This is a genomic window from Maribellus sp. YY47, from assembly GCF_023111095.1.
In the GTDB taxonomy this organism is placed as follows: domain Bacteria; phylum Bacteroidota; class Bacteroidia; order Bacteroidales; family Prolixibacteraceae; genus Draconibacterium.
The window spans coordinates 1-18,306 of the sequence record NZ_JALGYW010000001.1 but is presented as its reverse complement, the minus strand read 5'-3'; the positions used below and the strand labels follow the sequence as shown (position 1 = coordinate 18,306).

Annotated in this window: 17 protein-coding genes; 7 read left to right on the top strand and 10 right to left on the bottom strand. The window is 44.4% G+C overall.

Going from position 1 to position 18,306, the window contains the following annotated elements; genetic code table 11:
* Positions 1 to 9: 9 nt before the first annotated feature.
* A complete protein-coding gene (gene polA / locus MR764_RS00085) occupies positions 10 to 2,787 on the top strand; it encodes a DNA polymerase I (protein ID WP_247977341.1) in 2,778 nt (925 codons plus the stop codon).
* A 12-nt stretch (positions 2,788 to 2,799) separates the two neighbouring features.
* Positions 2,800 to 2,958, top strand: coding sequence for a hypothetical protein (locus tag MR764_RS00080; protein ID WP_247977340.1), 159 nt, complete (start codon positions 2,800 to 2,802; stop codon positions 2,956 to 2,958).
* Here the strand turns inward: MR764_RS00080 and MR764_RS00075 are convergent, their stop codons facing one another.
* The gene (locus MR764_RS00075) at positions 2,959 to 3,924 is read right to left on the bottom strand and encodes a tRNA-dihydrouridine synthase family protein (protein WP_247977339.1); all 966 of its coding nucleotides are present in this window, start codon (positions 3,922 to 3,924) and stop codon (positions 2,959 to 2,961) included.
* 94 nt (positions 3,925 to 4,018) lie between these two features.
* Between MR764_RS00075 and MR764_RS00070 the strand changes: the two genes are divergently transcribed.
* The 3 genes from MR764_RS00070 to rnpA all read left to right on the top strand — a co-directional run bounded on the left by MR764_RS00070 (position 4,019) and on the right by rnpA (position 6,171).
* The gene (locus MR764_RS00070; protein ID WP_247977338.1) at positions 4,019 to 4,900 is read left to right on the top strand and encodes a DUF4271 domain-containing protein; all 882 of its coding nucleotides are present in this window, start codon (positions 4,019 to 4,021) and stop codon (positions 4,898 to 4,900) included.
* Positions 4,901 to 4,932: 32 nt separating this feature from the next.
* Entirely contained in the window at positions 4,933 to 5,679 is a 747-nt protein-coding gene (locus tag MR764_RS00065; protein WP_247977337.1) for a uroporphyrinogen-III synthase, read from the top strand.
* A 63-nt stretch (positions 5,680 to 5,742) separates the two neighbouring features.
* Complete coding sequence (gene rnpA / locus MR764_RS00060; RefSeq protein ID WP_247977336.1) at positions 5,743 to 6,171, top strand: ribonuclease P protein component; 429 nt, start codon at positions 5,743 to 5,745, stop codon at positions 6,169 to 6,171.
* A 244-nt stretch (positions 6,172 to 6,415) separates the two neighbouring features.
* On the opposite strand, the gene MR764_RS00055 is transcribed toward rnpA, so the two are convergent.
* From MR764_RS00055 to MR764_RS00035, 5 genes are all read right to left on the bottom strand, one after another.
* Positions 6,416 to 7,084, bottom strand: a complete 669-nt coding sequence (locus MR764_RS00055) for an inorganic pyrophosphatase (protein ID WP_247977335.1) — start codon at positions 7,082 to 7,084, stop codon at positions 6,416 to 6,418.
* 170 nt (positions 7,085 to 7,254) lie between these two features.
* A complete protein-coding gene (locus MR764_RS00050; RefSeq protein WP_247977334.1) occupies positions 7,255 to 7,656 on the bottom strand; it encodes a hypothetical protein in 402 nt (133 codons plus the stop codon).
* 56 nt (positions 7,657 to 7,712) lie between these two features.
* Positions 7,713 to 9,119 (bottom strand): ankyrin repeat domain-containing protein, encoded by a 1,407-nt coding sequence (locus tag MR764_RS00045; RefSeq protein WP_247977333.1) that lies wholly within the window; start codon positions 9,117 to 9,119, stop codon positions 7,713 to 7,715.
* A 98-nt stretch (positions 9,120 to 9,217) separates the two neighbouring features.
* Complete coding sequence (locus MR764_RS00040) at positions 9,218 to 9,433, bottom strand: VF530 family protein (protein ID WP_247977332.1); 216 nt, start codon at positions 9,431 to 9,433, stop codon at positions 9,218 to 9,220.
* A gap of 97 nt (positions 9,434 to 9,530) precedes the next feature.
* Positions 9,531 to 11,069, bottom strand: coding sequence for a YifB family Mg chelatase-like AAA ATPase (locus MR764_RS00035; protein ID WP_247977331.1), 1,539 nt, complete (start codon positions 11,067 to 11,069; stop codon positions 9,531 to 9,533).
* Positions 11,070 to 11,237: 168 nt separating this feature from the next.
* On the opposite strand from MR764_RS00035, the gene MR764_RS00030 reads away from it, so the two are divergent.
* A complete protein-coding gene (locus tag MR764_RS00030) occupies positions 11,238 to 11,717 on the top strand; it encodes an SGNH/GDSL hydrolase family protein (RefSeq protein ID WP_247977330.1) in 480 nt (159 codons plus the stop codon).
* Between the two features lie 3 nt (positions 11,718 to 11,720).
* The gene (locus tag MR764_RS00025) at positions 11,721 to 12,080 is read left to right on the top strand and encodes an SGNH/GDSL hydrolase family protein (protein ID WP_247977329.1); all 360 of its coding nucleotides are present in this window, start codon (positions 11,721 to 11,723) and stop codon (positions 12,078 to 12,080) included.
* A gap of 27 nt (positions 12,081 to 12,107) precedes the next feature.
* On the opposite strand, the gene MR764_RS00020 is transcribed toward MR764_RS00025, so the two are convergent.
* The 4 genes from MR764_RS00020 to dnaE all read right to left on the bottom strand — a co-directional run bounded on the left by MR764_RS00020 (position 12,108) and on the right by dnaE (position 18,044).
* Positions 12,108 to 12,884 carry an NIPSNAP family protein gene (locus tag MR764_RS00020; protein WP_247977328.1) on the bottom strand — a complete coding sequence of 259 codons (777 nt, stop codon included), beginning with the start codon at positions 12,882 to 12,884 and terminating at the stop codon, positions 12,108 to 12,110.
* Between the two features lie 148 nt (positions 12,885 to 13,032).
* Positions 13,033 to 13,962 carry a DUF58 domain-containing protein gene (locus MR764_RS00015; RefSeq protein ID WP_247977327.1) on the bottom strand — a complete coding sequence of 310 codons (930 nt, stop codon included), beginning with the start codon at positions 13,960 to 13,962 and terminating at the stop codon, positions 13,033 to 13,035.
* Positions 13,963 to 14,034: 72 nt separating this feature from the next.
* Complete coding sequence (gene trxA / locus MR764_RS00010) at positions 14,035 to 14,352, bottom strand: thioredoxin (protein ID WP_247977326.1); 318 nt, start codon at positions 14,350 to 14,352, stop codon at positions 14,035 to 14,037.
* Between the two features lie 47 nt (positions 14,353 to 14,399).
* A complete protein-coding gene (dnaE, locus tag MR764_RS00005) occupies positions 14,400 to 18,044 on the bottom strand; it encodes a DNA polymerase III subunit alpha (protein ID WP_247977325.1) in 3,645 nt (1,214 codons plus the stop codon).
* Between the last annotated feature and the right edge of the window lie 262 nt (positions 18,045 to 18,306).

The following is an 18,306-nucleotide window of genomic DNA, read 5'->3' as shown; positions in this document are numbered from 1 at the left end:
TTCCGAAATATGCCAGAAACTGGTCAGCAAAAACTTTTTCTTTTAGATGCTTACGCATTGATTTACCGCAGTTATTTTGCCTTCATCCGTAACCCACGCTTTAACTCGAAAGGATTAAATACCTCTGCTATGCTGGGAGTTACCAATACCATTGTTCAACTTTTCGAGAAGGAAAATCCCGACTACATCGGGGTGGTTTTTGATGTTTCTGCACCTACTTTCCGGCACGAGATGTACAAGGAGTACAAAGCCAACCGCGAGGAAATGCCAGAAGACCTGCGGAAATCAATCCCATACATTCGCCGGATTATTGAAGCGTTTAACATTCCGATCATTGAAAAAGAAGGTTTTGAGGCGGATGATGTGATTGGAACACTGGCCAAAAAAGCCGAAAAGGAAGGTTTTACCACCTATATGATGACCCCCGACAAAGACTACGCACAGCTGGTTTCGGAACATGTGGTAATGTACAAACCGGGGAAAGCCGGTGGCGATGCTGAAGTGTGGGGGCTTGACGAGGTAAAGGAAAATTATGGCATCGAACGGGCCGAGCAGATGATCGATATTCTGGGGCTGATGGGCGACACGGCGGACAACATCCCGGGATGCCCGGGAATCGGCCCCAAGACAGCACAAAAACTGATCGGCGACTTTGGCAGCATCGACGGAATCTACCAAAACACTGATAAGCTAAAAGGCAAGCAAAAAGACAACCTGATCGAACATGAAGAGCAGGTGCGTCTGTCGAGGACGCTGGCCACCATTATTACCGATGTTCCGATCGACTTCGAGAAAGAAAAACTGATTCGCGAAGAACCACATGCCGAAGACCTGAAAAAGCTTTTTGAAGAGCTCGAATTCAAGTCGCTGATCACAAGATTGAATCTTGCAGAAGCTCAGCAGGTTGTGGAAACTGCTTTCCAGGGAACACTTTTTGGAACGCCCGAAGTAACTATACAGGAAACCAAAAACACCGAAAACATCGATTCGGTTCCTCATCAATATTATTTGGTCGAAAACGAAATGCAACGTGCCAGTTTGCGCGCTGAATTATCGGTTCAAAAAGAATTTTGTTTCGACACCGAAACTACCGGGCTCGATACCCACACTGCCGAGATTGTGTGCATGTCGTTTGCATTTCGTACACACGAAGCGTATTGTGTCACCATTCCGAAAGACAAAAAAGCAGCACAAAAAGTAATGGATGAATTCCGTGAAGTTTTTGCTGACGAAAATGTGGTGAAAATCGGGCAAAACATTAAGTACGATATCCTGATTCTGAGTAATTACGGCATTGAAGTAAAGGGTAATCTTTACGACACCATGCTGGCCCATTACCTGATTCAACCGGATATGAAACACAACCTCGACCACTTGTGTCTGCAATACCTGAACTACGAAAAGGTGCCCACTGAACATCTGATCGGGAAAAAAGGGAAAAACCAGATCACGATGCGTTCGGTGCCGGTTGACAAGCTGCGCGACTATGCCTGCGAGGACGCCGATCTTACGTTTCAGTTGAAGCTGGCCATCGATCCCGAGCTGGATAAAGCAGGTGTGCGAGACTTGTTCGAAACCATTGAAATGCCATTGGTACCGGTATTGGCCAGCATGGAAAATGCTGGTGTGAAGTTAAATTCGGAAGAGTTAAACAAGTATGCCGTTGTATTACGTGAGCAAATCATTGAGCTCGAAAAAGAAATTATCGAGCTGGCCGGTAAAGAATTCAACGTTTCCTCGCCCAAACAATTAGGCCCCATTTTATTCGAGAAATTAAAGATCGACACCAACGTAAAGAAAACAAAGACCAAGCAATATTCCACTTCTGAAGATGTGTTGATCCGACTTGTAGACCGTCATCCGATCGTTCAGAAAATCCTCGATTTCCGTGGCTTGAAAAAATTGCTTTCAACCTATGTGGAAGCGTTGCCACTATTGGTAAACAAGAAAACCGGAAAGATTCACACGTCGTACAACCAGGCGATTGCGGCAACGGGGCGTTTGAGTTCGGTGAATCCGAACCTTCAGAATATTCCGATCCGCGACGAAAGCGGGCGCGAAATCCGAAAGGCTTTTATCCCATCCGACGGTGAGCACACCTTCCTTTCTGCCGACTACTCGCAAATTGAACTTCGGATTATGGCGGCACTTAGCGGCGACGAGGAGATGCAACTGGCTTTCCGCGAGGACAAAGATATTCACGCCATTACTGCGGCGAAAATTTACCAGATACCCGAAGAAAAAGTAGATTCGGATATGCGCAGAAAAGCCAAAACGGCCAACTTTGGTATCATCTATGGAATTTCTGCATTCGGACTTTCGCAACGACTCAATATACCGCGAACGGAAGCGAAAGAACTGATTGACGGGTACTTTGAGAATTTCCCGAAAATCAGGGAATTTATGGACAAGCAGATCAAACTGGCACAGGACATGGGTTATGTGGAAACCATTAAAGGCCGTCGCCGGTATTTAAGCGATATTAATTCAGCCAATGCCGTGGTGCGTGGAATGGCCGAGCGAAACGCCATCAACGCACCGATTCAGGGTTCGGCAGCCGATATCATTAAAATTGCGATGATCAACATTCACCGCGAAATGCAAAGACAAAAACTTCAATCAAAAATGATCCTTCAGGTACACGACGAATTGAACTTCGACGTGTTAAAACCCGAACTGGAAACCATGAAAAAGCTGGTGAAAGAAGGTATGGAGAATGCGGTAAACATTGGTGTCCCGTTGATTGTTGAAATGAATGCGGCCGACAATTGGCTCGACGCACATTAAGCAGGACTAAACATGATTTATGATATTGTAACGGAAGATGACTACAGGGACGCCTTGAATCGCTTTCTTGAGATTTGTGAAGCCCCCAAAAGCGACGAAGAGGCAAAAGAAATGTTTTTACTGATGACCCTGATGGAAAAATACGAGCGGGAGAACTGCTCGTTTAACTGATCATGTCGATTCACGACACAACCTTTCCGTGCCAATAATACTTCCTGCCTCCGCTTTAAAAAGTGCCAGCTGCTTTGATTTTTTTATCCGCTTAAAAGCTTTGGCCTGATTTTCAAAATGATAACTAAAATAGCTCCAGAACTGCTGCATTTTATTGAGAGCATTCCCCGGGTTATCGGTCGTTTCGAGGTATTCTTCCAGCATTTTCTGATGAAACTGAAACAACGCAGTACGTTTCTCATCTTCATTTAGCTGAATTCCCATTATCTCTGAAGGAAGAAACGCATTCATCAGTACGCCCCTGCCCACCATCCAGTTTTTGATTTCCGGAAATTGACGGGCTTTGCGATGATAATCTTCCAGCGAAAAAATATCGCCGTTGTAGCCCAGCGGATGCTTCAGATTCTTCGCAGCAAAATCCACTGCCATGTCGATCGTTTCTCCTTTGTATAGCTGACGGGCAATCCGGGGATGCAAAATCACTTCTTTTAACGGAAACTCATTTAACACCGGAACGATCCTTTCAATCTCCCCGGGTGACTCCAACCCGGCCCGCAGTTTTACCGACAAAGCACTGTCGAAATGTTCAAAATACGTATTCAAAATACGATACACCTGTTCCAGATCGGGTAAAAGTCCTGCTCCTCTCCCGCGTTTGGTCACCATCGGGTACGGGCATCCCATGTTCAGGTTTATTTCGGTGTAGCCGTAATGCACCAGAATTTCAGACAGAAAACGGACCTCCTCTTCATCTTTAGCCAGAATTTGAGGAACTACACGATTTTGCGGATTATTCTGCGGTAGAATTTCACGTTCATACTTTTTTAAAATCGCTGCATTCTGCACGGTGATGTACGGAATAAAATAAGCATCAACGCCCTGGAAAATTCCGGCATATACTTTCCGGTAAACAAAGTCGGTAAATCCCTGTAAGGGTGCCAGGTAAATCATAAATTCTGAAGTCACTTAAGGCCCGAAATTTACAAATAATAGTTGGCACTCCTGCTTTATTCGGTGATTTGGGAAATCAAAAATTGGTATCTTTGCACATCGGAACAAAATGGATGCTTTGATCACATACCAGACCGACTCCATACAGACAGGTAACCAAAGTCTGAAACAGGGTCAGCAAGAAAAACAAAAGGTATTTTCGGGCCCGTCGAATGTCGCTAAAAGCTATCATTCAAAATACAAAGATCCGATCCTCGAAGCTGGTTATCTTCTCCCCAGAAGCATTGAACATCTTACCCATGCCGAAGTTTCGGCACCCGACATTGTTTTGCCGGTTCAAAAAAGACAGAATCCGGAGACCGACTGGCTGGTTGTTGCAGTGTTTATTGCTATTGCGCTGTTTGCAACCATTCGTTATTCGTACATTAAGTACCTCAATCATCTTTTTTTGTCGCTTATCAATTATGCGACCTCGGCGCGAATGTTACAGGAAAATAATTATCCGGCATCGCATGGAGCTTACCGTCTCGATGCCATTTTTTATATTACATTTTCCATTTTTGTTTTTCAGACATTCAACCTGCTCGACCCTGCGAATTCAATAAAAGGAATTACTTATTTTGCTTTTGTACTGGCGGGTGTCCTTCTATATTTTCTTGGGAAAAAACTTATTTACATGGCGGTGGGTTCGTTGTTTGAAACCCAAACCGAAACCAGTGAATATCTTTTTAATGTAGATAATTTTAACCGTTCACTGGGTTTGATCCTGTTGCCGCTGGTTGCACTCGTTGCTTTTTCGCCCTGGGATAATAAGTTATTTTTGATTTTTGCAGGTTTAGGAATTATTGTAGCCTTTAATCTGGTATTACTTCAAAGGGGGGTAATAATTTTATTAAGGAAACAATTTTCTATATATTATCTCTTTTTATACCTTTGTACCCTTGAAATTTTACCCTTGCTTTTAATTTATAAAATAGTTGTAGTTGAATAAGAAGGGATATGTTTCATTAAAAGCATAAAATATTGAAAGTCAAGAGCATTTTAGTTTCACAGCCGGAGCCCCAGACAGCAAAATCTCCTTATTTTGAGCTGGCGGAAAAAAACGGCTTAAAAATCGATTTCCGACCTTTCATTCAGGTGGAAGGTGTTCCGGCAAAAGAATTCCGCCAAACGAGAATTCAAATCCTGGATCACACTGCCGTGATCTTCACCAGCCGTACGGCAATTGATCATTATTTCAGAATTGCACAAGAGTTGCGCTTAACCATTCCGGATACCATGAAGTATTTCTGTATTTCGGAGGCCACCGCATTTTACCTTCAAAAGTACATTGTGTATCGGAAACGTAAGATCTTTTATGCCGATGGTAAATTTGCCGACCTGGTAAATGTGATGAAGAAGCATGCAAATGAACGCTTTTTGGTACCACTTTCCGACATCCACAAACAGGAAATTCCAACCCTGCTGGATAAAGGAGGTTACAAGTACACCAAAGCCATCCTGTATCGTACAGTAAGCGCCGATCTTTCGGATTTGGCAGATATTAAGTACGATATCCTGGTATTCTTCAGCCCGTCAGGAATTAAGTCGCTGTATCAGAACTTCCCTGACTTTGAACAAAACAGCACACGTATTGCGTGCTTTGGCCCCTCCACTGCAAAAGCAGTTCGCGATGCAGGTTTGCGTCTCGACATTGAAGCTCCAACCGTACAGGCACCATCTATGACCATGGCGTTGGAGCAGTACATTAAAAAAGTCAACAAGAATTAAAAAGAAAAATCTATATTTTTGAAAGGCTGTCAGTCGATTGACTGATGGCCTTTTCATTTTTCGATGCAAAATAAACCAGAAATAGAAACCGGAGCTTCTTTCTCCTTTACGAAAGAAGAACGACTTTGCAGCCAAAAAGCCATCGAGAAGCTTTTTGCAGAAGGCGAATCGTTTTTATCGTTCCCTATTAAAGTGGTTTACCTGAAAACGGAATTGAACGCAACGTTCCCGGTTCAGGCGGCTTTTAGCGTGAGTAAAAAGAGCTTTAAAAGGGCAGTTCGCCGCAATCGCCTCAAGCGCTTGATGCGCGAAGCTTACCGTCTTCATAAAAATGAATTTTACCCCAAACTGGGCGATCAGCAACTGGCTGTATTTTTTATCTACATTGGAAAGGAAATGACCAACTACGCTGCCATTGAAAATGCCATGAAAAAAGCATTGAAAAGAATTGCCAAACAATTGCAGGATCAATCGGCTCAGAACGCGCAATAAAACGATCATGATTTCGGGGAATCACCGACAAAAATGAGAGTTAAGATCTTTTCTCGTATCCGGGAATTGTTATTAATTTTTTACTGTAGAATATCCAATGTAGAATTACCAATATCCTGTTATCCGGATTTTGTTCGATATTTTACAGTCAAAATTGAGCATTGGATATTTTTAAAAAATTGACTTTCATAAAAAAAGTGCAACTTTCGCCGCACTTTTCTATCATGTTTTTACTACTCTTCTATTAATACGAAAGCAGTTTGCCCAGATTGGCGAACTTGTTGTTGTAATCTTCCACCGACAGTTTGATCACTTCCAGTGCTTCTTCCACGCCATAAGTAGTGGTAATTTCGGTGTTGCTGTCCACTCCCGGCATGTCTTTGTACGTCAGGAAATAGTGCTCGAGACGCTTCACCACGATTTCCGGTAGTTCCGAAACATCGTGGAAATGCCCGTAAACCGTATCATTCATTAACACAGCAATAATTTTATCATCGGCCTGGTTACCATCAATCATCCTGAATCCTCCGATGGGACGGGCGGTCACTAGCAAATCACCGTGTGCCAGGTCTTTCTCGGTTAGCACGCAAATATCGATCGGATCTCCGTCGCCTTTAATATCTTTTCTCCTTGTTTTTTCGTTGCAGTATTCGCCCACTTTATCACCACAATAGGTTTGCGGAATAAAACCGTACAAGGCTGGCACCACGTTCGAAAATTTCTGTGGACGGTCAACACGCAAATAGCCGCTGTCTTTGTCAATTTCATATTTCACCGTATCGGTTGAAACCACTTCGATAAAAGCAGTGATCACTTCCGGCGCATTCTCTCCAATGTTGACTCCGTGCCAGGGATGGGATTTATAGCGAAGCCCCATTAATCGGCCAATGGGATCTGATATTCTGTCTACCATATAGTTATAAATTAACGTTGTTCTTCAAACCATTGAAAACACTATAATGTTCAAAATTAATGTTTCAATTTGGTTAAACTTGTATTACGCTGGTTTTATTTCGAATGGACCATATCGTGGCTGCCTTTTCTCCATCGAAAAAACGAAAGCGGAGCGCAAAAGTAATCCAATTATTGTTTTAACCGAACGTCGATAATTCCCCCTTTAAAATAATAGCACTTTTCGTCGCATTCGTTTTTCTCCCGCTTCAGGTTAAACTTATCACCATCAACCACATAGATGGTATCGGCACCACTTACATATTTTGCTTCCACCGAGTAATATTCGTCAACCGGAACCTCAATCTGCTCTTCCTTATAAAAGGCGGTGTCGGCATATTCCACAATACCTTCTTCGAAATTACCCTGGTAGATGGTATAGAGCACAAAATCGTTTTCGTGGTTGAAGGAAAAGTAGATAATCAGCGGGCCTGTTTCCGGCTTTTCCCGGTAACAATCATCACAGTTAAACTCAAATAATTCAATTTTTCGCTCACACGAAACAGCCAGCAGCAAAAATAATATCAGCGACATCCATTTTTTTGACCGTGTCTTTCCCTTTAATTGATTTGCTTTTACGTGATTCATTACTACATCCTCCCAAAATAAAAATGAACCTGAATACCCAACACCCCGGATTCACCGCTGTGAAATACATCTCTTTTGTATCCGATTCTGGTTTCTGTAAATCCCTGCCGCCAAAATAGTCCGGCAGACGGCAGAATATTCAGATCCGAAGACGGATGAAGGCGTGTCCCGCGGTAAGTTCCAAAATCGTACCCGGCTTCGGCCCCGGCATAAATTCCAAATTCGGCTTGGTAACTTTTATGAAAAGGAAGGTACTTATCGGCTTCCAACGCCAGCCTGTAATCGCGTTCCCAAAACTGGTATTTCTTCCGGTTCAATTCGCGAAGCGTACTATACACAAAGGGATTTAGCCCGAAAGACAGCTGCACCCATAAATTGTACTTTGTTTCCCGAACCCCAAGTAGCAGAGCAGTCGTGAAGTAACGATCAATCCATCCCAGTTTCAGGCCTGCTGCAAAATCTTCCAATACAGGAGAAAGGTTTCTTTTTACATCCGATTCGCGCAATACCTTTCGCATGTATTTTCCCGTTCCTTTCGAAAAATACCAGTGGTCCCTTGCTTCCCGCGAAAGCAGGTTCCCATCGGCACCATTCAACAGAAAAAGCTCTGCCAGGTATACATTCCCATTCAAAATTGCAATGGTAAACGCTGAATACCCCTGATTATTTACCACATTCAGATCTGTCGCGTAACTGAGCAACAATTCGGCCGTAGAAATGAAGTTCTCTGAAGTTGCCACCATTAACGGCGTAAATCCTTCGTAATCCTTCATATTGGCATCTGCCCCGGCATCCATTAATAGGCCAACCAGTGAATCGTTTCCAAACACGGCAGCATAATGAAGCGCCGTATTCCCATCGTTATTCGCAACGTTTATATCGGCTCCTTCCCCAATGAGCATCTCCACCATTGCAATATTATTATTTTCGGCAGCGCTTAAAACCGGGGTGTTTCGCCATTGATCTCTCGAATTTAGGTCAGCACCGTTCTCTATCAGCAATTCAGCAGCCTCCTTCTTCCCTGAAATAACAGCGCTTTGCAGAGCGGTTACTTTGTTGTCGGGAACTTGATTCACACGAGCGCCTGCCTGCAACAGTTTCCGAATAAAATACAAATTACCGTCCTGCGCGGCGTACATCAGAGGTGTTACTCCTTCGCTGGCAGCGATATTCACATCAACTCCGGCTGAAAGCAAGCTGTCCACTTTCAATGTGTCACTTTTTAGAATCGCTTCAGCAAGCAGAATTGAAAGTTTTATCGAATCTCCGGGAGGTTTTGTATCCTGCGAAAATCCTCCGAACGGTCCTGCCAGCAGAAACAACAAAAGCAAAGGAAAAATTCGATGAAATACGTTTTTACAGGCCATATAGTTTTCTGATTTAGCAGAATCCCCGAAAACAAAATTCATACCATGCAGACTTATGTTTTTCTGGAATTCTTATCTCACTTGTTTATAATGAAAAGCATCGCGCTTTTATCATCCTGAGTGAAAAAATCAACGGGAAACTACTTTTTAATGGTCTCTACATACAACTTCTCCACCTTATCGCGCGCCCACTGTGTTCTTCTCAAAAACTTTAAACTCGACTTTATGCTTGGATCTTTTCGAAAACAATTGACAGGAATTATCTCTCCCAATTCTTGCCAACCGTAATAACTAACCAGGTACACCACAATGGCTTCGAGTGTTTTCCCGTGAAGTGGATTATTGGGCTGCTCCATAACTCAAATTTTTTAGCTGAAATTGTTCTGTTCCGAGGCAAAGATAGCCCTTTCGTTCATTTCCTCTGCTAACTGAGAACTGCGACTGTCAACTTTCTCACCCTCCCCAGTTCTCACGATCCAAACTGCGGTAATGAATGGCCTCCGACAAATGATGAGCCTCTACATTTTCCGAACCTTCGAGATCGGCAATGGTACGCGAAACTTTCAAAATACGATCGTAAGCCCGGGCGGAAAGCCCCAAGCGGTCCATGGCATTTTTTATCAGGTCGTTGCTTTCGGCATCCAGCACCACAAATTCACGGATCAGTTTTGAATTCATTTGTGCATTCGCATAAACTCCTTTGTGTTCTGCGAAACGTTCTTCCTGAATTTTGCGTGCAGCAATCACCCTGTCGCGAACCGATTCACTTTTTTCAGCACCATTCAACTCCGACAGTTTTCGAAACGGAACCGGTACTACTTCCAGGTGAATATCGATCCGGTCGAGTAAAGGCCCCGATATTTTGTTGAGGTATTTCTGCACAACGCCCGGCGCACAGACACAATCTTTTGAAGGATGGTTGTAATACCCGCACGGGCAAGGATTCATCGACGCCACCAGCATAAAACTCGCCGGATATTCGACCGAAAATTTAGCACGCGAAATCGTAATATTACGGTCTTCCAGCGGTTGACGCATCACTTCGAGCACGGTACGCTTAAACTCGGGCAACTCATCCAAAAACAAAACGCCATTGTGGGCCAAACTAATTTCTCCCGGCTGCGGATAATTACCCCCTCCAACAAGAGCAACGTCCGAAATCGTATGGTGGGGCGATCTGAAAGGTCGGCGGGTCATCAGCGAAGTCTCTTTGTCGATCTTTCCGGCTACCGAATGTATTTTGGTGGTTTCAAGTGCCTCTTTCAATGAAAACGGTGGAAGTATCGTAGGAATCCGCTTCGCCAGCATGGTTTTCCCCGATCCGGGCGGACCTACCAAAATGATGTTATGACTGCCAGCTGCTGCGATCTCCAGCGCCCGTTTCACATTCTCCTGACCTTTCACATCCGAGAAATCAAGCGGATTATTGGTTACCTGCGCATAAAATTCAGCCCGGGTGTCAATCACCGTTTCTTCGAGTACCGGTTTTCCGTTCAAAAAATCGATCACTTCCGCAATATTTTCGGCGCCGTACACTTTCAGCGTGTCCACCACTGCGGCTTCCCGTGCATTTGCTTTTGGCAGAATAAAACCTTCGAAACCCTCCTTCCGCGCATTAATAGCGATGGGCAACACTCCTCTTATGGGTTGCAGGGTTCCGTCGAGCGACAATTCGCCCATTAAAACATATTTTGAAAGCAATGAAGCGTCGATCTGCCCCGAAGCGGCCAACACTGCAGCGGCCAACGGTAGGTCGTAAGCAGAGCCTTCTTTACGGATATCAGCCGGGGCCATATTTATGATGATTTTTTGCCGCGGCCATTTGTAACCGTTCAGCCGAAGGGCCGATTCAATACGTTGCTGGCTTTCTTTAACTGCACTGTCGGGCAAGCCAACCAGTAAAAATTTAATACCGGTGGTAACATCCACTTCCATGGTAATGGTGGTGGCATCGATTCCAAAAACTGCGCTTCCGAAGGTCTTTACTAACATAGTGGGGATTTTTATTTAGTTAAAAACTAAATATAGCGAAATTGACTGATTTTTACGAATTAAAATAGTGTAGTCTATTCCTATACGCTTATGTAGTTTTTATGACAGCCAATTGTTCTCCCATATTTTTATGATAACTTTAAAACCACTAAAAAACGATATCTAACAATGAAAAAAATAGTGATTCTGGTATTCCTTATAATAGTCGCATCTACCTATGAACTATGGGCAACGAATCCTTTTCTGCAAAAAAAAGAAACAGCACCGGGGAATAAAATTCAATCAGAATGGTCGGGGAAAAAAGTGGCTTTTCTGGGCGACTCCATGACCCAAAAACGCGACAGTTCGGTTCAGGTTTACTGGGAATATTTGGCCGACCTGATGGGAATACAACCCTTTGTATACGGGATAAGCGGCCATGAATGGGACGACGTTTACCAACAGGCGCAAAAGTTAAAGTTGGAAAAAGGAAGCGATATTGATGCCATTTTTATTTTTGCCGGAACCAACGATTACAACCACAACACTCCCCTGGGAAGTTTTTACCGCGAAACCGCCAAAGAAACGAACTACAACGGAACAACCGTTACCCGGAAATACCGCACATTGGTGGTAGACGACAACACTTTTTGCGGACGGATCAACTAGGTAATGACTTTTCTGAAGGAGAATTATCCCGATCAGCAAATCGTGATCATGACACCTATTCACCGCGGTTTTGCCAGGTTCAGTGAAAAGAATGTACAACCCGAAGAAAGTTTCTCGAACGACCTGGGCCTTTACATCAACGACTATGTGGATGTTTTAAGACAGGCGGCATCGGTATGGGCTGTTCCGCTTATCGATCTTTATTCTATTAGCGGACTTTACCCGATGGCGGATTCCCAGACCAGATATTTTTCGAATGCTCAGACCGATCGCTTGCATCCGAACTCAGCCGGGAATTACCGCCTGGCTAAAACCATCCAGCACCAACTGCTGGCTCTGCCTGCCGATCTGCTGGAGAAATAAAACGGTGCGTGCTTCCGAAAAGCGTTTTTACAGCTGGCTAAAATCGGCGGGAATCAGGAATCTCTTTTTAACCTTACTTACCGTATTGGCATATTCAGGTTTGTCTTTCATGGCATTCCACTCTGCACTGCCGACAAATTTTGCCCAGTTGGCCTCGCGTTCTTCCATGTCGGCAAACCACAACATATAGGTTAAAGCAGGCATGTATTGCCCGGCAAGATGCTGTCCGAAAAATACAGAATGTAACCCCACTTTTTCAAACAGCGGAAGTTCCTCGTCGTTAAACATTTTTACCTTGCGCACTCCGGCATCTTCGTTGTAACTCTCGTAGGTTCTCAGTTCGAAAAGTCCGCGGTTTTTAGCCGGTTCCTTCAGGCGCGGAATGCCATCAAAAGCTTCCAGTAAAAAGGTTTCATACCGGTCAAAAACAGGATTATCGGCCGGCAAACTCATATAGTCTTTTGCCGCTTTTAGAAACGCTGCATCTGTGCGCATGTCCTGCACGGCGTCAAAATAAGCAGCCAGACTTTTATGGGCGTGTAAAGTGTACATTACCGGCGGATCTTCTTTGCTGTACTCGTTGAAAGCTCCCACTTTTGCACCTCTTTCATTCAAAAAAGGAATCACGGCTTCGGTGTAGAATTTCTTGAGCTGATTGCGGCTACCACCGCTTTTCAGGTGGTACACCCTTAGTTCGTAGATGTCTTTTTCAACTGCCGAAGGAGTGCCGGCTTTTAAGTTGGTTGCACTAACGACTGCACCGGTTGCCAGCGCTGATTTTTTCAGAAATGATCTTCTTTCCATGATTATCGGTTTACTTTGGTTCTTTGGTTTTTATTCTTGTTCAACATTACAAGAACCCTAAGATACTTTTATTCACCGATATACAATTCTCTATTGAAGTAAAATTTGTAAGAAGGATATTGAAATAAAGAAAAGAGGAGAAATTGCCCTAGAAAAGCTTCTTTCGCTTTACGAGATACGAAAACAGCACTTCTTTAAAATCTTTGTTGATGTCGGCTTCCGCCAAATCGATCCGGTACTGGCCACATTTCACTTTTAAGTCGTCGAAATACGCTTTTACCGTAGAAACATAATGCTGTTTTACTTCCCAGGGATTAAATTTCACTACTTGCCCGCTTTCGAGATCCACAAATTTGTGTGGCCGGTTCGAGAACTCGAATTCGCGCTCAAGGCTATGATCGGTGACATGAAAAAGTATCACCTCGTGTTTATTGTACCGAAGATGCTGAAGCGCTGAAAAAAGTTCGTCGGTTTTCTGACTGTCGAGCATGTCGCTAAAAATGATCACCAACGAGCGCTTGTGAATGTTCTCGGCAATCTGGTGAAGCACCTGTGTAGTATTGGTATTTTTCCGAAGGTGCGCATTTTCGGGCTGAATGAGTTCGGAAAGTTTACTGAACATGATCTCGGCATTTACCGACGACAACCGGGGCGTGGAATGAAACTCAATTTCATCCGAAAAAAGGGTAAGCCCCACGGCATCGCGTTGTTTTCGCATCAGGTATATAAGCGCTGCTGCGGTGTACACCGAAAAGGCCAGTTTATTGTGCAGGTGTTTGCTGCCTTTTGTATAAGGGAAAAGCATCGACGAAGAGGTATCGATCACCAACTGGCAGCGAAGGTTGGTTTCTTCTTCATATTGTTTTACAAACAATTTATCGGTGCGGGCAAAGAGCTTCCAATCGATCTGGCGGGTTGATTCTCCCTGGTTGTAAAGCCGGTGTTCGGCAAACTCTACCGAAAAACCGTGAAACGGGCTGCGGTGAAGGCCGGTTATAAAACCTTCCACCACCTCCTGTGCGATCAACCCCAGGTTATCGAACTGATGAAATTGCTCTATGTCGAATATGTTTTTCACTTAAAAATGAATTCACCGGGTGACTGAATGGTACAAGGCCAGGTCATCCGGTGAATATTATTTCGTTACCGATTACAGCAGTGCATCCAACTTTGTTGTAAACGCCTGTTTTGGAGCGGCGCCCACTTGTTTGTCAACCACTTCACCGTTTTTAATAAACAAAACTGTTGGGATGTTACGGATTCCGTATTTCATGGCAACATCCTGGTTGCTGTCCACATCCACTTTACCAATTACTGCTTTTCCTTCGTATTCTCCTGCCATTTCTTCAACGATAGGAGCAATCATACGACACGGGCCACACCAAACAGCCCAAAAATCCAACATAACCGGTTTGTCTGAATTCAAAACCAATTCCTCGAAATTGGCATCTGTAATTTCTAAAGCCATAATGTATCCTTTTTAATATTTATTGTTATAATTTGAAGCAAAACTAACTAATTAATTCTATAAGTCACGTCGGGCTGATCGTCAAAAAAGCCCAGGAAAGCGTCGGTCGGATCAACCTTCGCCGTTCTTGAAAACATTTCTAATTGCATATTGTTCTCGGGGTCGTACACAACAAACTTCAGCAAAGCGCTTCCCTTGTGTTCTTTTGCCAGATGATCAATATCCTGTACCAGTTTTTTGCTAATTACTGAAACCGGCATATTAATGGTGATGCTTTTTACGTAGTTTGACCGGACATCAGAAAGCAATTCAATGCTGTTTACCTTGTATTCGTAGAAATTACTGTTGAAACGGGTTTTCACCGTTCCCCTGACCATCAGGAAAAGCCCGGTTTTACAGAACTTCCCGAAGTTAACGTAGTCGTTCCCGAAAAAGAAGAGTTCTTTCGAGTCGGTATAATCCGACAAGGTTAGCGTGGCATACATATTCCCGTTTTTCGACTGTCCTTCGCGTGAAGCCGTCACCATTCCCCCAAAAGTCAGATCCTTGTCTTTGAGTTTTTCAATGTCGTTGTTCAGGTCTTTCAGCGAAAATTCTCTCGAACAGAAATTTTCCAGTTCAAGCTTGTAGTCATCCAGCGGATGGGCTGTCAGGTAAATACCAATCAGGTTTTTCTCTTTCTCCAGCAAAATAATCTTGGCCCATTCTTCCACATTCGGAATCGTGGGTTTTTGAACCACCGAACCGGTATCGAAGGCACCGAAAAGACTTTGCTGCGCGCTGTTGTTTTCCTGCTGAACCTTGTTCCCGTAACGAATCAGTTTCTCGATAAAATTGGTATCATCGTTTTCATTCTCGCCGGCAAAGAAAACGCTGCGCTTCATGCCCAGGTTATCAAAAGCGCCGGCCATTGCAAGCGCTTCAATGTTCTTTTTGTTTACCGCCTGCAGGTTGACGTTCTCCACCATATCAAAAACGGTTTTAAATCCGCCCAGCTTCTCCCGCATATCAATAATGTTCTGAACGGCGCCTGTACCCACACCTTTAATCGCCCCCATCCCAAAACGAATGTCGCCGTTTTTATTGGCTGTAAACTTTACAAAACTCTCGTTGACATCGGGACCGAAAACATTAAGTTTCATGCGCTTGCACTCCGTCATCAACTTGGTAATATCGGTAATATTGCTGAGGTTTCGGCTAAGGTTGGCCGCCATAAACTCTGCCGGGTAATGCGCTTTCAGGTAACCGGTTTGATACGCAATGTAAGCATAGCACACCGAGTGCGATTTGTTAAAAGCGTACGACGCAAAAGCTTCCCAGTCTTTCCAGATTTTGTCGATAACGTCTTCGGGCTTTTTCCCGCTGTTTTTACATTCATCCACAAACTGAAAGTTGGCCTTACATCCGTCAACAAATTTTGCCTTTAGCTTATTCATCACCGCCATAATCTTTTTACCCATCGCTTTACGAAGCGTATCGGAATCACCACGGGTAAAACCGGCCAGCAAACGCGAGAGTAACATCACCTGTTCCTGAAACACGGTAATACCATAGGTATCGCTCAGGTATTTCTCCATCATCGGAACATCGTATTCCACTTTCTGGCGGCCGTGTTTTCGGGCAATGTAATCCGGGATATATTCCATTGGGCCCGGACGATACAAGGCGTTCATTGCTACGAGGTCTTCAAAACGGTTGGGTTTCAAATCCCTCAGGTGCTTTTTCATTCCATCCGATTCGAACTGGAAAATGGCGGTAGTTTCGCCGTGACTAAACAGTTCAAAGGTTTTTTTATCGTCGGGTGGTATTTTATTAATGTCAATTTCAATTCCTTTTGAAATCCGTATATTCTCGAGGGTTTCCTTGATGATCGAAAGTGTTTTCAAACCCAGGAAGTCCATCTTCAGCAAACCGATATCTTCTACAAAACGGCCGTCGTACTGTGTCGTTAAAAGATGCTCTTCATCTTTGGTCGGCATTAAAGGAATATGATCGGAAAGCGTGTCGCGGCTGATCAGGATCCCGCAGGCATGCACACCGGTTTGACGCACCGATCCTTCGAGCGTTTCCGCAAATTTGATGGTTTGAGCCACCAACTCGTTCGGCGATGTTTTTTCGGCCGTCAGTTCCGGGCTTTCCTTGTACGCTTTTGCAAAACTCATTTTAGGCGCATCGGGCACCAGTTTTGCGAGGCGGTCGGCTTCGGGAAGCGGGAGTTTCAACACCCTGGCCACATCCCGAATCGACGATTTTGTTGCCATGGTTCCGAAGGTACAAATGTGGGCCACTTTATCGCGCCCGTATTTATCGGTTACATAATTGAGCACCAATTGCCGGCCGTCGTCGTCGAAGTCGATATCGACGTCGGGTAGCGATATACGGTCGGGATTCAGGAAACGCTCAAAAAGCAAATCGTACTTAATCGGGTCGATGTTGGTAATTCCGCAACAGTAGGAAACTGCTGCTCCCGCTGCAGAACCACGTCCGGGGCCCACGAGTACGCCGTTTTCCTTTGCCCAGTTGATAAAATCCTGCGTGATAAGAAAGTATCCCGGATACCCCATCACTTTAATGGTATTCAGCTCGAAAGTCAAACGTTCTTCCACCGAGCTTTCCAACGGATCGCCGTAACGTTCTTTGGCTCCTTCGAAAGCAAGATGTTCCAGATAGGCTGACTCAAGCTTTACACGCAGCACTTTGTCGTAGCCTCCCAAACGTTCAAAAGCGGAATCACCAAATTCTTCCCGCAGATCGGCTTCCGAATATTTCTGGGCAAATTCCTCTTCCGTTCCAATTTCCTCAGGAATGGGGAAAACCGGCATAATAGGGGCAGAATTCAACTCAAAATTTTCAATCTTATCTACTATTTCCTGCGTATTGGCCAGCGCCTCGGGAATATCACCGAAAAGCTCATTCATTTCGGCCTGCGTTTTAAACCACTCCTGTTTGGTGTAACGCATCCGGTTGGGGTCGTCAAAATCCTTCCCGGTATTCAAACAAATCAGCAAATCGTGGGCATCTGCGTCTTCCTTGTTGGTGAAATGAATATCGTTGGTGGCAATAAGTTTTACGCCCAGCTTTTTTGCCAGCACCACCAGTTGCTTGTTCACCATCACCTGCCAGTCGTACACTTCCTGCCGCTGCTGCAGCGCCTCCGCAGGGTGACGCATCAGTTCGAGGTAATAATCTTCGCCAAATAAGTTTTTGTACCACAAAATTGCCTCCTCGGCATCTTTCATTTGGTTGTTCATGATCAGCTGCGCGATCTCGCCCCCCAAACAAGCCGACGACGCAATCAAGCCTTCCCGATGCTTTTGCAACAGCTCTTTATCGATACGGGGTTTGTAGTAAAACCCCTCAGTATTCGCGACGGAAATTAACTTGATGAGATTACGGTAACCGATTTTATTTTTCGCCAGCAAAATAAGGTGATGCCCCGAGCGGTCCACCTTGTCGTTTTTATCCAGAATGGTACGCGATGCCACATAGGTTTCGCAGCCCAAGATGGGTTTTATTTCACTCTTGCTGCAGGTAGCATGAAATTCCTTGACCCCGAACATGGTACCGTGATCGGTAAGCGCCAGGGCGGTCATATTGTCTGATTTGGCTTTATTGACCAGCGCCGGAACACTGGCAGCCCCATCGAGAATCGAGTATTGTGAATGTACGTGTAGATGCGTAAATGGAACCATAAAAAATGCGTTTCAAAAAGTCCGTTAAAGGTACTTAATTTGGCTGCGGCAAAGGGGTATTGTTAATAAAATTTGGCAGAAACAGAACACGCAAAAAAAAGCCCGGTGAGTACCAGGCTGTTATTTATTTGATGTTTTTGTCTCGTCCTGAAATAGCGTTACACAAAAAGTAGCGTTATGAAAGAAATCAATCATTCACAGTACGTTAAGCGTACACAGAAGGACTATTCGATGTCCTTTAAATTGCAAGTTGTCACTGAGA

Excerpts from the sequence above, each read along its gene's own strand:
- MR764_RS00025 (WP_247977329.1), top strand. The coding sequence starts at position 11,721 with ATGACTTTTCTGAAGGAGAATTATCCCGATCAGCAAATCGTGATCATG.
- MR764_RS00035 (WP_247977331.1), bottom strand. The coding sequence starts at position 11,069 with ATGTTAGTAAAGACCTTCGGAAGCGCAGTTTTTGGAATCGATGCCACC.
- polA (WP_247977341.1), top strand. The coding sequence starts at position 10 with ATGCCAGAAACTGGTCAGCAAAAACTTTTTCTTTTAGATGCTTACGCA.
- rnpA (WP_247977336.1), top strand. The coding sequence starts at position 5,743 with ATGCAAAATAAACCAGAAATAGAAACCGGAGCTTCTTTCTCCTTTACG.
- MR764_RS00040 (WP_247977332.1), bottom strand. The coding sequence starts at position 9,433 with ATGGAGCAGCCCAATAATCCACTTCACGGGAAAACACTCGAAGCCATT.
- dnaE (WP_247977325.1), bottom strand. The coding sequence starts at position 18,044 with ATGGTTCCATTTACGCATCTACACGTACATTCACAATACTCGATTCTC.
- MR764_RS00020 (WP_247977328.1), bottom strand. The coding sequence starts at position 12,884 with ATGGAAAGAAGATCATTTCTGAAAAAATCAGCGCTGGCAACCGGTGCA.
- MR764_RS00030 (WP_247977330.1), top strand. The coding sequence starts at position 11,238 with ATGAAAAAAATAGTGATTCTGGTATTCCTTATAATAGTCGCATCTACC.
- MR764_RS00080 (WP_247977340.1), top strand. The coding sequence starts at position 2,800 with ATGATTTATGATATTGTAACGGAAGATGACTACAGGGACGCCTTGAAT.
- MR764_RS00055 (WP_247977335.1), bottom strand. The coding sequence starts at position 7,084 with ATGGTAGACAGAATATCAGATCCCATTGGCCGATTAATGGGGCTTCGC.
- MR764_RS00045 (WP_247977333.1), bottom strand. The coding sequence starts at position 9,119 with ATGAATTTTGTTTTCGGGGATTCTGCTAAATCAGAAAACTATATGGCC.
- MR764_RS00050 (WP_247977334.1), bottom strand. The coding sequence starts at position 7,656 with ATGTCGCTGATATTATTTTTGCTGCTGGCTGTTTCGTGTGAGCGAAAA.
- MR764_RS00070 (WP_247977338.1), top strand. The coding sequence starts at position 4,019 with ATGGATGCTTTGATCACATACCAGACCGACTCCATACAGACAGGTAAC.
- trxA (WP_247977326.1), bottom strand. The coding sequence starts at position 14,352 with ATGGCTTTAGAAATTACAGATGCCAATTTCGAGGAATTGGTTTTGAAT.